This window comes from Pseudomonas orientalis (assembly GCF_001439815.1).
Taxonomy (GTDB): Bacteria; Pseudomonadota; Gammaproteobacteria; order Pseudomonadales; family Pseudomonadaceae; genus Aquipseudomonas; species Aquipseudomonas orientalis.
This window is the reverse complement of record NZ_JYLM01000006.1, coordinates 229,485-241,270: the sequence shown is the minus strand read 5'-3', so window position 1 is coordinate 241,270 and position 11,786 is coordinate 229,485. Positions and strand designations below refer to the sequence as shown.

Annotated in this window: 12 protein-coding genes; 3 read left to right on the top strand and 9 right to left on the bottom strand. The window is 63.3% G+C overall.

Annotated elements, in window-relative coordinates:
• Window positions 1-18: 18 nt before the first annotated feature.
• Complete coding sequence (locus TU82_RS16775) at window positions 19-1,437, top strand: FAD-dependent oxidoreductase (protein WP_057724416.1); 1,419 nt, start codon at window positions 19-21, stop codon at window positions 1,435-1,437.
• A gap of 242 nt (window positions 1,438-1,679) precedes the next feature.
• Complete coding sequence (gene hemE, locus TU82_RS16770; protein ID WP_057724415.1) at window positions 1,680-2,747, top strand: uroporphyrinogen decarboxylase; 1,068 nt, start codon at window positions 1,680-1,682, stop codon at window positions 2,745-2,747.
• 122 nt (window positions 2,748-2,869) lie between these two features.
• On the opposite strand, the gene TU82_RS16765 is transcribed toward hemE, so the two are convergent.
• Window positions 2,870-4,081, bottom strand: coding sequence for an MFS transporter (locus TU82_RS16765; RefSeq protein WP_420893031.1), 1,212 nt, complete (start codon window positions 4,079-4,081; stop codon window positions 2,870-2,872).
• 180 nt (window positions 4,082-4,261) lie between these two features.
• Between TU82_RS16765 and TU82_RS16760 the strand changes: the two genes are divergently transcribed.
• Entirely contained in the window at window positions 4,262-5,158 is an 897-nt protein-coding gene (locus TU82_RS16760; RefSeq protein ID WP_057724413.1) for a LysR family transcriptional regulator, read from the top strand.
• 160 nt (window positions 5,159-5,318) lie between these two features.
• Here the strand turns inward: TU82_RS16760 and TU82_RS16755 are convergent, their stop codons facing one another.
• From TU82_RS16755 to TU82_RS16720, 8 genes are read right to left on the bottom strand one after another with little or no spacing between them, the layout of a single operon-like run.
• Entirely contained in the window at window positions 5,319-5,714 is a 396-nt protein-coding gene (locus tag TU82_RS16755; RefSeq protein WP_057724412.1) for a hypothetical protein, read from the bottom strand.
• Between the two features lie 26 nt (window positions 5,715-5,740).
• Window positions 5,741-6,967: a beta-ketoacyl-ACP synthase gene (locus TU82_RS16750; protein ID WP_057724411.1), complete on the bottom strand. Its 1,227-nt coding sequence runs from the start codon at window positions 6,965-6,967 to the stop codon at window positions 5,741-5,743.
• Entirely contained in the window at window positions 6,967-7,695 is a 729-nt protein-coding gene (gene fabG / locus TU82_RS16745) for a 3-oxoacyl-ACP reductase FabG (RefSeq protein ID WP_057724410.1), read from the bottom strand. The genes TU82_RS16750 and fabG overlap by 1 nt, the downstream gene beginning before the upstream one ends.
• Window positions 7,692-8,153, bottom strand: a complete 462-nt coding sequence (locus tag TU82_RS16740) for a hotdog family protein (RefSeq protein WP_057724409.1) — start codon at window positions 8,151-8,153, stop codon at window positions 7,692-7,694. Before TU82_RS16740 ends, fabG begins: the two co-directional genes overlap by 4 nt.
• Window positions 8,150-9,316: a beta-ketoacyl-[acyl-carrier-protein] synthase family protein gene (locus tag TU82_RS16735; RefSeq protein ID WP_057724408.1), complete on the bottom strand. Its 1,167-nt coding sequence runs from the start codon at window positions 9,314-9,316 to the stop codon at window positions 8,150-8,152. The genes TU82_RS16740 and TU82_RS16735 overlap by 4 nt, the downstream gene beginning before the upstream one ends.
• Entirely contained in the window at window positions 9,313-9,795 is a 483-nt protein-coding gene (locus TU82_RS16730; RefSeq protein ID WP_057724407.1) for a hypothetical protein, read from the bottom strand. Before TU82_RS16730 ends, TU82_RS16735 begins: the two co-directional genes overlap by 4 nt.
• Window positions 9,792-10,541, bottom strand: a complete 750-nt coding sequence (locus TU82_RS16725; RefSeq protein ID WP_057724406.1) for a class I SAM-dependent methyltransferase — start codon at window positions 10,539-10,541, stop codon at window positions 9,792-9,794. The genes TU82_RS16730 and TU82_RS16725 overlap by 4 nt, the downstream gene beginning before the upstream one ends.
• Entirely contained in the window at window positions 10,538-11,785 is a 1,248-nt protein-coding gene (locus TU82_RS16720) for an NAD(P)/FAD-dependent oxidoreductase (protein ID WP_057724405.1), read from the bottom strand. The genes TU82_RS16725 and TU82_RS16720 overlap by 4 nt, the downstream gene beginning before the upstream one ends.
• Between the last annotated feature and the right edge of the window lies 1 nt (window position 11,786).

Here is an 11,786-nt window from a genome sequence, read left to right as displayed (position 1 = left end):
GTTTGATGAGGTTTTAACATGGCTGAACGTCTGAATAACGACTTCCAGTTCATCGATGTCGGGCGCAAAGATCCGAAGAAGAAACTGTTGCGTCAACGCAAGAAAGAGTTCGTGGAAATCTACGAACCCTTCAAACCCCAGCACTCGGCCGACCAGGCCCACCGCTGCCTGGGGTGCGGTAACCCGTATTGCGAATGGAAGTGCCCGGTGCACAACTTCATTCCCAACTGGCTGAAATTGGTGGCCGAGGGCAACATCCTCGCCGCCGCCGAGCTGTCGCACCAGACCAACACCCTGCCGGAAGTCTGCGGCCGGGTGTGCCCGCAGGACCGTCTGTGCGAGGGTGCGTGCACCCTCAACGACGGCTTCGGCGCGGTGACCATCGGTTCGGTGGAGAAGTACATCACCGACACCGCGTTCGCCATGGGCTGGCGTCCGGACATGTCCAAGGTCAAGCCGACCGGCAAGCGCGTCGCCATCATCGGTGCGGGCCCTGCCGGCCTGGGCTGTGCCGATGTACTGGTGCGCGGCGGCGTGACCCCGGTGGTGTTCGACAAGAACCCGGAAATCGGTGGCCTGCTGACCTTCGGCATTCCTGAGTTCAAGCTGGAAAAAACCGTACTGAGCAACCGTCGCGAAGTGTTTACCGGCATGGGTATCGAGTTCCGCCTCAATACCGAAATCGGCAAAGACATCACCATGGAACAACTGCTCGCCGAATACGACGCTGTGTTCATGGGCATGGGTACCTACACGTATATGAAGGGCGGCTTTGCCGGTGAGGACCTGCCGGGCGTATACGACGCTCTGGATTTCCTGATCGCCAATGTCAACCGCAACCTGGGCTTTGAAAAGTCGCCGGAAGATTTCGTCGACATGAAAGGCAAGAAGGTCGTGGTGCTCGGCGGTGGCGACACCGCGATGGACTGCAACCGCACGTCGATCCGCCAAGGCGCCAAGTCGGTGACCTGTGCGTACCGTCGTGACGAAGCCAACATGCCCGGCTCGCGCAAAGAGGTGAAGAACGCCAAGGAAGAAGGCGTGAAATTCCTCTACAACCGCCAGCCGATCGCCATTGTCGGTGAAGACCGTGTCGAAGGCGTGAAGGTGGTCGAGACCCGTCTCGGCGAGCCGGACGCCCGTGGCCGTCGCAGCCCCGAGCCGATCCCGGGTTCCGAAGAGATCATCCCGGCCGACGCCGTGGTCATCGCTTTTGGTTTCCGCCCAAGCCCGGCGCCGTGGTTCGAGCAGTTCCAGATCCAGACCGACAGCCAGGGCCGCGTCGTCGCCCCGGAACAAGGCCAGTACAAGCACCAGACCAGCAACCCGAAGATCTTCGCTGGTGGCGACATGGTGCGCGGCTCTGACCTGGTGGTAACGGCGATCTTCGAAGGCCGCAACGCCGCCGAAGGCATCCTGGATTACCTGCAGGTCTGACCCCGATCCCAGCCTGAAACGGGATCAAACTGTGGGAGGGGGCTTGCCCCCGATAGCGGTGTATCAGTCACCAGATTCATTGACTGACGCACCGCAATCGGGGGCAAGCCCCCTCCCACAGTTGTTTTGCAGCGCTTTCATGCCCGCGACAAATTGACCCGATAGACAAAAGGCACGGCGCATTCCGTGCCTTTTGCGTCGCGCTCTGAGAAAATGCCCGCACTTTTTTTGCGGATGCCGACATGACTGCCCTCAAGAACGACCGTTTCCTGCGTGCCCTGCTCAAGCAACCCGTGGACGTCACCCCTGTGTGGATGATGCGCCAGGCCGGTCGCTACCTGCCGGAATACCGCGCCAGTCGCGCCCACGCCGGCGACTTCATGAGCCTGTGCATGAATCCTGCGTTCGCCTGCGAAGTCACGATGCAGCCGCTTGACCGCTACCCTCAGTTGGACGCGGCCATTCTCTTTTCCGACATCCTCACCATCCCCGACGCCATGGGCCAAGGCCTGTACTTCGAGACCGGCGAAGGCCCGCGTTTCAGGAAGGTCGTCAGCACCCTGGCCGATATCGAAGCCTTGCCGATCCCTGATCCGCACAAAGACCTCGGTTATGTGATGGACGCCGTGAGCACCATCCGCCGCGAACTCAATGGCCGCGTGCCGCTGATCGGCTTCTCCGGCAGCCCCTGGACCCTGGCCACCTACATGGTTGAAGGCGGTTCGTCCAAAGACTTCCGCAAGACCAAGGCCATGCTCTACGACAATCCGCAAGCCATGCACCTGCTGCTCGACAAGCTGGCGCAGTCGGTCACTTCGTACCTCAACGGTCAGATCATGGCCGGCGCGCAAGCGGTGCAGATCTTCGACACCTGGGGCGGCAACCTCTCGGCGGCGGCCTACCAGGAATTTTCCCTGGCCTACATGCGCAAGATCGTCAGCGGCCTGATCCGTGAGCACGAAGGCCGCAAGGTCCCGGTGATCCTGTTCACCAAGGGCGGCGGCCTGTGGCTGGAAAGCATCGCCGATGCGGGCGCGGATGCGCTAGGCCTGGACTGGACCTGCGATATCGGCGAAGCACGCCGTCGCGTCGGTAGCCAGGTCGCGCTGCAAGGCAACATGGACCCGACCGTGCTGTACGCCAAGCCGGAAGCGATCCGCACCGAAGTCGGGCGTATCCTCGCCAGCTATGGCAAGGGCAGCGGGCACGTGTTCAACCTCGGCCATGGCATCACCCCGGAAGTGAACCCGGAGCACGCGGGTGCTTTCCTGCGTGCGGTGCATGAACTGTCCGCCCAGTATCACGAATAAAACACGTAGCAAAAATGTGGGAGGGGGCTTGCCCCCGATCGCGGTGTTTCAGTTAAAGATACTCAGACTGATACACCGCAATCGGGGGCAAGCCCCCCTCCCACATTAAATGCCAGAAAGCTTCAGACCTGCCCCAGCGGCGGCAACTTCGCCAGCTTCAACGCCACCAGCAACGCGCCAATCAGCAACGCGACGATAAACCCGCCAATCCCGCTCCACCCACCGAAGTGCCAGAAGAACCCGCCCGCCGTCCCGGCAATGCTCGACCCCGCGTAATAGCAAAACAGATACAGCGACGATGCCTGTCCCTTGGCCCTTACCGCACGCCGCCCGATCCAGCTGCTGGCTACCGAATGGGCGCCGAAGAAGCCGAAGGTAAAGATCAGCATGCCTGGCACCACCAGCCAGAGTGGGGTGAACAGGGTCAGGCTCATGCCGGCGAGCATCAGCACAATGGTGCCCCACAGCACGCGACGGCGGCCCAGGCGGTCGGCGAGCGAGCCGATTTTCGCCGAGCTGTAGATGCCTGACAGATACACCAGCGACAGCAGGCCAACCACGGCCTGGCTGAGGTCATACGGATCGGCCAGCAGGCGATAGCCGATGTAGTTGAACAGGGTCACAAACGCGCCCATCAGCAGGAAGGCTTCAAGGAATAACCACGGCAGGCCCGCGTCCTTGAAGTGCATCACGAAGCCATCGAGCAGGTTGCGCGGCTTGAGGCTGCTGGCGCGGAAGTTGCGCGATTCGGGAAGGATTTTCCAGAACACCGTCGCAGCGATCAGCGCCAGGGCGCCGATGATCAGCATCGCGGTGTGCCAACTGACGAAGTCGATCAATACACCGATGATCAACCGTCCGCTCATGCCGCCAATCGCGTTGCCGCCGATGTACAGGCCCATGGCCAGGCCGATGTGCTGCGGGTGGATCTCTTCGCTCAGGTAGGTCATGGCCACGGCGGCCAGGCCACTCAAGGACAGACCCACCAGCGCGCGCATCAACAGGATGCCCTCCCAGCTTGGCATCAAGCCACTGGCGATGGTGGCCAGCGCTGCACAGAACAGCGCGGCGACCATCACCGGCTTGCGCCCCAGCCGGTCGGAAATCGGTCCGGTGATCAGCAGGCCAAAGGCAAGCATCGCCGTGGCGACCGACAGGATCAGGCTGCTCTGTGCGGCATTGATGGAAAATTCGTGGGACAGCGCCGGCATCATCGGCTGTACGCAATACAACAGGGCGAAGGTGGCAAACCCGCCGGAGAACAGCGCCAGCACCGTACGCATGAACATCGGCGTGCCTTTTTCGATGTAGGCGTCATTAAGCTGCGCCACCACGTCATCAAGGGCTGAGGGCGGGGTGTGTTGGGCAAGTGGAGCAACAGCAGGATTCACGGGGACCTCGGGGAGGAAAGGCTGCCAAGACTGACAATACGAAAAAGAATATAGCTGGCTAATGATTCTTTCCAATATATTGTTCGACCTGTTTGATAGCTTTAGCGACCTAATGAGGCTGGCATGGAATTACGTCATCTGCGGTACTTCATCGCCGTCGCCGAGGAGCTGCATTTTGGCCGCGCCGCGCAAGCGCTGGGCATTTCGCAACCGCCGTTGAGCCAGCAGATTCAAGCGCTGGAACACCACGTGGGGGCGCGCCTGTTTGAGCGTACCAATCGTCGGGTCGAATTGAGCGAAGCGGGGCGCCTGTTTCTGCACGAGGCGCGCCTGGTGCTGGCGCAAGTGGATAAAGCGGCGGACGTCGCACGGCGGGCGCAGATGGGAGAGCTGGGAGAGCTGAAAATCGGCTTCACCTCGTCGGCGCCCTTCAACGCCAGCATTCCCCAGGCGATCTTTGCGTTTCGCCAAGCCTTTCCAGCCGTGCACTTGAGCCTGCAGGAAATGAGCAGCACCGAGGTGGCCGAGTCACTGGTGGATGAATCGATCCAGGTGGGGCTGATGCGGCCTTTGCCGTTGCCCGAATCACTGTGTGTGGTCGAGCTGATGCGCGAGCCCCTGGTGGCGGTACTGAACGCCGGGCATCCTTTGGCGCAGGGCAGCGAGCGCGGCTTGCACCTGGCGCAATTGGCGCAAGAACCCTTCGTGTTTTTCCCGCGTACCTACGGCAGCGGTCTCTATGCGCAACTGCTCAGCCTGTGCCGTGACGCCGGCTTCAGCCCGCATGTCGCCCAGGAGGCGGGGGAGGCGATGACCATCATCGGTCTGGTGGCGGCTGGATTGGGCGTCTCGGTGCTGCCGGCGTCGTATCAACGGATACGGATCGATGGCGTGGTGTATCGCACGTTGCTGGACCCGGAAGCGGTGACGGCGGTATGGCTGGTGCAGCGCAAGGGCGCGCAGACGCCGATGGCGGGGGCGTTTGTGGAGTTGTTGACGCGTAGGTCGGTGGCGCAGTAAATCGTGGCCCGATCGTTCCCACGCTCCGCGTGGTAATGCATCCCGTGACGCTCCGCGTCACCCAGGTGAAGACTGGGACCGTGCACTCGCAGCGGGACGCAGAGCGTCCCAGGCGGCGTTACCACGCGGAGCGTGGGAACGATCCATGTGGGAGGGGGCTTTACTGCATCCCCGCCGAGCGCAACCCCGCCAGAATATCCCGATCCAGCATGCTCACCCAACGGTTGTAGTTGCGATGGATCTTGCCGTCCTTGTAGCCCAGTTCGCGGCTGTCGCGGTAGGTGATGGCGTAGCTGTTGCGGGTGTAGCGGATGTCGATGGCCGCATAGAACTGGCCGCGCACGGTGATGTCGGCCTGCACCAGTTGCGGGCTCAGGCGTTGCACCGTCCACTCGCGTTTTTGCAGGGCGGCGACGATTACCTGTTTCATGGTTTCTTCGCTGCGCTGGGTTGTGGCCGGCAGCTCGTGCTGGGTGTTGAGCACCGGTTTACTGGTGCAACCGGCGGTGGTCAACAGGGCCAGGGTGATCAGGGTGGCGCGTAGCAGGGAAGACATTCCGTTTTCTCCAATCGATTAAAAAGTCAGGACCAGCGGCGGAAGATCAGCGAGGTGTTGACGCCGCCGAAGGCAAAGTTGTTGTTCATCACGTAGTCGTTGTGCATCTGGCGAAAGCCACTTTGCAGGTAGTCCAGTTCACCGCAGTGCGGGTCGACCGCGTCCAGGTTGAAGGTGTGCACGTACTGGTCGCGGTTCATCATCTCGATGCTGAACCACGACTCCAGCGCCCCGCACGCGCCCAGGGTGTGGCCCAGGAAACTCTTCTGCGAACTGATGGGCATGCGGCTGCCGAACAGGCTGCTGGTGGCCAGGGTCTCGGCGATGTCGCCCTGGTCGGTGGCGGTGCCGTGGCCATTCACGTAGCCGATGGCGGACGGCTCCAACCCGGCGTCTTCCAGCGCCAGCTCCATGGCGCGGCGCATGGTTTTCTGTTCCGGGCGGGTGGTGTGCTGGCCGTCGGCATTGCTGCCGAAACCGACGATCTCGGCATGGATACGCGCACCCCGCGCCAGCGCGTGTTCCAGCTCTTCGAGCACCAGCATGCCGCCGCCTTCGCCGATCACCAGCCCATCGCGGCCGCTGTCGTAGGGGCGTGGGCTGGTTTGCGGTGCGTCGTTTTTCAGGCTGGTGGCGTAAAGCGCGTCGAACACCATGGCCTCGGTGGGGCACAGCTCTTCAGCGCCGCCGGCGAGCATCAACGGCAGGCGGCCGAACTTGATGGCCTCATAGGCATAACCGATGCCCTGGCTGCCGCTGGTGCAGGCGCTGGAGGTGGGGATCAGGCGCCCGGTCAGGCCGAAGAAGATGCTGATATTCGCCGCCGTGGTGTGCGGCATCATGCGCACATAGGAGTTGGCATTCAGCCCCTCGGCCACCGAGTTCAGCAGCATATTGCCGAACGCCTTGATCTCATCGGTGCTGCCGGTGGACGAGCCACAGGCCACGCCCATGCGCCCGTCCTTGATCGACGCGTCGCCAAGCAAGCCGGCGTCCTGCAGCGCCTGCTCCGCCGCCCACACCGCCAGGCGCGAAACGCGGCCCATGCTGCGCAGTTGCTTGCGCGTCCAGTGCGCGGGTACCACGAAATCATCAATCGGCCCGGCCAGGCGCGTGTTCAATTCGGTGAAACGGTCCCACTCATCCATGCGCCGGATGCCGCTGCGGTTGGCGCGAAAGTTGGCGGCGATGGTGTCCCAGTCGCTGCCCAGGGAGGTCATGCCGGCCATGCCGGTGACGACAACGCGTTTCATCAGCACAGGCCCCCATTCACGGCCAACACCTGGCGTGTGATATAGCCGGCTTCGGCCGACATCAGGAAATTCACCGCGCCGGCCACTTCTTCGGGCGTGCCCATGCGTTGCGCCGGGATCATTTTCATCAGCTCTTCGACCGGCACGTTTTCGTCCAGCATGGCGGTGTCGATCAAGCCGGGTGCCACACAGTTGACGGTGATCTTGCGCTTGCCCAGCTCGATGGCCAGCGCCTTGGCCGCGCCGATCAGGCCCGCCTTGGAGGCGCTGTAGTTGACCTGGCCACGGTTGCCGATCAGCCCGGATACCGAAGTGATGCACACGATGCGCCCGGCGGCGCGACGACGAATCATCGGCATCATCACCGGGTGCAGCACGTTGTAGAACCCGTCGAGGTTGGTGCGCATCACCACGTCCCAATCGTCTTCCGAGAGCGCCGGGAATGCGCCGTCGCGGGTCAGGCCGGCATTGAGCACCACCCCGTAATAGGCGCCATGTTGCTCGACGTCGGCCTCCAGGATCTGCTTGCACACCGCGCGATCCGCTACATCGAATTGCAGCACCCGCGCCTGGCGGCCCAGGGCCTGGATCTCGACCTGTACCGCGTCGGCTTCGGCACGGCCGCTGCGGCAATGCAGCACGAGGTCATGCCCGGCCTGGGCCAGGCGCAGGGCAATGGCGCGGCCGATGCCACGGCTGGAGCCGGTGACCAGTACGGATTCAGTCATGGCGTTGGGTCCTTCGATTCATCTAAATAGTGGGCCGCCTGGGGCGGTCGAAATACGTTCAAGCGTGCGCTGGCCTGGATACCGTCGCCGGTGAGGTGGCATTCGAACACGCCCATGCCATTGTCATCCTCCAGGGAGCGCAGGCCGTGGATAGTCAGCTCGGCGCCGGCGGGAAAGTGCGCCACGTTGCATTCGAATTTACGCGTACCCAACAGGAAGCCCAGCTCCACCGCCTGGCCTTGCTGGCGCGCGCGGCACCCTGCATAGGCGGCGACGCTTTGCGCCATCAGCTCGATACCGACCCAGGCCGGCAGGCTGCCGTCAGCCTGGCTGAACAGGCCGCCGGGCTTGACGGTGAGACGGGTATGCACCTGCTCTTCATCGAACGACAGCACCTGGTCGATCAGAATCATGTCGCCCGCATGGGGCAGCAGTTCGGCGAGTGGCCAAGCGATCATGGGGCCTCTCCAATAATCAGGCTGACGTTGTTGCCGCCAAAGGCAAACGAGTTGCTCATCAGGTAGGGTTTTTCCAGGGTGTCGCCCGCATGCGCCCACTGCAAGGCGGGCAGCGCCGGGTCGACGTGGCCGTCCCACACGTGGGGCGGGATGCGGCCGTGCATCAGGCTCAACCAGCAGAACGCCGCTTCCAGGGCACCCGCCGCGCCGAGGGTGTGGCCGCTCATGGGTTTGGTCGACGAACAGGCCACACCGCCCGGAAACAGGCTGGCGACCGCCAGGCTTTCCATGGCGTCGTTGTGCTGGGTGGCGGTGCCGTGCAGGTTCAGGTAGCCGATCTGTCCGGGCGCAAGTTTCGCCTGGGCCAGGGCCTTGCGCATCGCCTGCAACGCGCCTTTGCCGGTGGGCTCGGGCGCGGAGATATGGTGCGCGTCGCTGCTGGCGCCGCTGCCCAGCAAGGCGACCGGTGCCGCCTCGCGGCTCATCACGAACACCACCGCCGCTTCGCCGATATTGATACCGTTGCGGTTCACCGAGAACGGATTGCAGCGTTCGGCAGACACCGCTTCCAGTGCGCTAAAGCCGTTCAGCGTCAGCCTGCACAGGCTGTCGACGCCACCGCAGATCACCGCATCGCACAGACCCAGGTCGAGCAGGCGCCGGGCACTCATCAACGCGCGGGCGCTGGAGGTGCAGGCGGTGGAAATCACATAGGCCGGGCCGCTCAATTGCAGCCAGTCGGCGAGGAAGTTCGCCGGGGCGCTGAGTTCCTGCTGCAGGTAGTCGTAGTCGCCAGGAAAGGCGTTATCGCGCAGGTAGTGGGCAATGCCGCGACTGGCCTCGTCGATGCCCGACGTGCTGGTGCCCAGCACAACGCCAACCCGTGAGGCGCCGTAGGTGTGGATCGCCTGGCGAATCGGGTCTTCGATCTGCAACGCCGCTTCCAGCAGCAGCTGGTTATTGCGGCTGCTCTGCTGGCCCAACTGTGCCGGAAGGGGCGCCAGCGCGCCGCGCACGGCCGCGACCGGCACCACGCGCTCCGGCACCCAGCCGCTCTCGGGGCGCATGCCGCCACAGTCGCCGGCAAACAGGCTGCGGCTGACCTCGGCCTGGCCGCGACCCAGGGCACAGATCACGCCCAGGGCATTGAGGTAGGCGCTCATTTGCCCGCGCCCAGCGGGGTAATGCGATAGCGCAACGGTTGGCCCGCCATGTTCACGCTGAACACCTCTGAAGACTGATAGACGATTTGCCAATGGCCCGGCAGCGTTCGCGTAAGGTCCATGGCCTGGGCCGCAGGATACAGCGCACGCAGGTCATCCGCCGAGGCCAGGGCAAACAATAGCGCGGCGAACAACGTTCGGGCCTGGGGATTGGGCGGCAGCAAGCCATCGGCCTGCCACTGGCCGTCGATCAACTTCTGCCGGGCCTGGGGAATGCCCAGCGGGTCCATCATCGACCAGCGAATCGCCGTGCCTTCACGCTGGATCACCAGCAGCCAATCCTGGCTGAGTTCGCCCTCCACGCGTTGCACATGCAGTTGCATCGGCAAGTTCAGGGCCGGGAGTGTTTGCGGCAACGGCGCCTGGCTGGCACACGCGCCGAGCAGCAGCAGGCAACCCATCAACAGCAGGCGGATCATGAACTCAGGGTCTCCATAGGCTTGCGCGCCACGCAGTTGACCAGGGTTTCCTCACGCTGGCCCACCGGCGGCGCCTTGCGCAGGCCCCAGCGTTCCAGCAGGCCGAAATCGCTGGAGCGGCTCCACCACAGATAGGGGTACGAGACGTTCTGCGCGCCGAAGTCAAAGCCCTGCTCGCGCAGCATGTCCAGGTATTGCTCGGCGCTTTTCTGCACATGCATCGGGTGGCGGAACAACCAGCGAATCACCCAGGTGTCGATATAGGCTTGGGTGGACTCGGCAAACAGCAAATAGCCGCCCGGCTTGAGAACCCGATAGAACTCCTCAAGGGCGCGATGCTGCTCGACCAAGTGGTGGAAGGTCTGGTGGCAAAACACAATATCGACGCTGGCGTCGGGCACTTGGAGGGTGGCGCAGTCGCTGCCGATCAACTCCACGGCCAGGTCCTGGCGCGCGGCTTCTTCGCGGCTCAGCGCCAGGCTGTGAGGGTCGGCATCCAGGCCGATCAGGCGCGCGGGCGCAAATGCCTGCTGCAGCAACTTGAACGATTTACCCTGGCCGCAGCCGGCGTCGAGCAAGACCGGCGCCACCGGCAGCGGTTCGCTGAACAGGCTGCGCAGGTCATTGATTGCCACGCGCAACACATGATGCTGCCAGGTGTGACTGCGCAGGAACCAGAAGCCGAAGCGGGTTTCTTCGACATAGTTTTTACTCAGGTAGTTCTTTTCAACCGCAGGGCTGCTCATACCGGCTCACTCGCACAGATTTGCGACAACATCCGCAGGCGCCGCTTGGGCTCGCTGACAAATGGGTTGCGTTCATCCCAGGCGTAGCCGGCGAGGATCGAACTGATCATGCGACGAATCTGCGGCGAACTGCCGGCATGGAAAATCACATCCTGGAACGTGCCGGCGTACCAGCCCTCGACGTAGCAGCGGAAGGTGTCGACGCCGCGCTTCAAGGGTTCGGCAAACTCGGTTTGCCAGTCCACCGCTTCGCCTTGCAGTTGGCGGTGCAGCACGCCGGCGGCCATGCTTGCCGAGCGCATGGCGATGGTGACGCCGGAGGAGAACACCGGATCGAGAAATTCCGCCGCGTTGCCCAGCAGCGCAAAGCCCGGGCCATGCAGGGTTTTGACGTTGGCCGAATAGCCGCCGATGCTGCGCGCCGGGGTGTCCCACACGGCGTTCTGCAGTACGCCGGACAGGCTTGGGGTTTGCTCGATAAAGCTGCGCAGGCAGGCATCCAGATCGTGGTCACGGCCGTCGAAATGTTCCTTGGCCGCAACCACGCCGACCGAGCAGCGGCCATTGCTGAACGGGATGGTCCAGAACCAGATATCGCGCTTCTCGGGATGGGTGGTGACCAGAATCTTGGTGCGGTCGAAGCCTGGGTGTTCGATGCGGTCTTCCACGTGGGTGAACACGGCCTGGCGCAGCGGGAAACCTGACGGCGCGTCGAGGTCCAGCAGGCGCGGCAGCACGCGGCCGTAGCCACTGGCATCGAGCACGAATGCGCTCTTGAGGTGATACTCGCTGCCATTCTCGCGGCGTACGTGCAGGTAGCGATTCTCGCCGGAAAAGTCCACGCCGACGATGCTTTCGCCGTAGCGGATTTCCACACCCTGCAATGCCGCCTGATCAGCCAGCAGCTTGTCGAACTCGGCACGCTGCACCTGGAAGGTGGTCGGTTTGCCGTCGCTGAAGGTGTCACCGAAATCGAACGCACTGTAGCGCTCGCCCCAGGCGAACGCGGCGCCGGTCTTCAGTTGAAAGCCGGCAGCCTGCACGGCGTCGAGCATGCCGGCTTCTTCGATAAAGTCGATGCAGTGCGACAGCAGGCTTTCGCCAATCGAGAAGCGCGGAAAATACTGGCGCTCGATAATCAATACGTCATGCCCTTTGCGCTTGAGCAGCGCGGCCGCGATGGCCCCGGATGGCCCGGCACCGATCACCACCACCTGGCGACGTTCCATTTCAACTGTGGGCACG

What these genes read in the sequence shown, in the direction of transcription:
- fabG (WP_057724410.1), bottom strand. Translation starts at nt 7,695, where the DNA reads ATGACTGAATCCGTACTGGTCACCGGCTCCAGCCGTGGCATCGGCCGC.
- TU82_RS16740 (WP_057724409.1), bottom strand. Translation starts at nt 8,153, where the DNA reads ATGATCGCTTGGCCACTCGCCGAACTGCTGCCCCATGCGGGCGACATG.
- TU82_RS16725 (WP_057724406.1), bottom strand. Translation starts at nt 10,541, where the DNA reads ATGAGCAGCCCTGCGGTTGAAAAGAACTACCTGAGTAAAAACTATGTC.
- TU82_RS16775 (WP_057724416.1), top strand. Translation starts at nt 19, where the DNA reads ATGGCTGAACGTCTGAATAACGACTTCCAGTTCATCGATGTCGGGCGC.
- TU82_RS16730 (WP_057724407.1), bottom strand. Translation starts at nt 9,795, where the DNA reads ATGATCCGCCTGCTGTTGATGGGTTGCCTGCTGCTGCTCGGCGCGTGT.
- TU82_RS16755 (WP_057724412.1), bottom strand. Translation starts at nt 5,714, where the DNA reads ATGTCTTCCCTGCTACGCGCCACCCTGATCACCCTGGCCCTGTTGACC.
- TU82_RS16750 (WP_057724411.1), bottom strand. Translation starts at nt 6,967, where the DNA reads ATGAAACGCGTTGTCGTCACCGGCATGGCCGGCATGACCTCCCTGGGC.
- TU82_RS16735 (WP_057724408.1), bottom strand. Translation starts at nt 9,316, where the DNA reads ATGAGCGCCTACCTCAATGCCCTGGGCGTGATCTGTGCCCTGGGTCGC.
- TU82_RS16760 (WP_057724413.1), top strand. Translation starts at nt 4,262, where the DNA reads ATGGAATTACGTCATCTGCGGTACTTCATCGCCGTCGCCGAGGAGCTG.
- hemE (WP_057724415.1), top strand. Translation starts at nt 1,680, where the DNA reads ATGACTGCCCTCAAGAACGACCGTTTCCTGCGTGCCCTGCTCAAGCAA.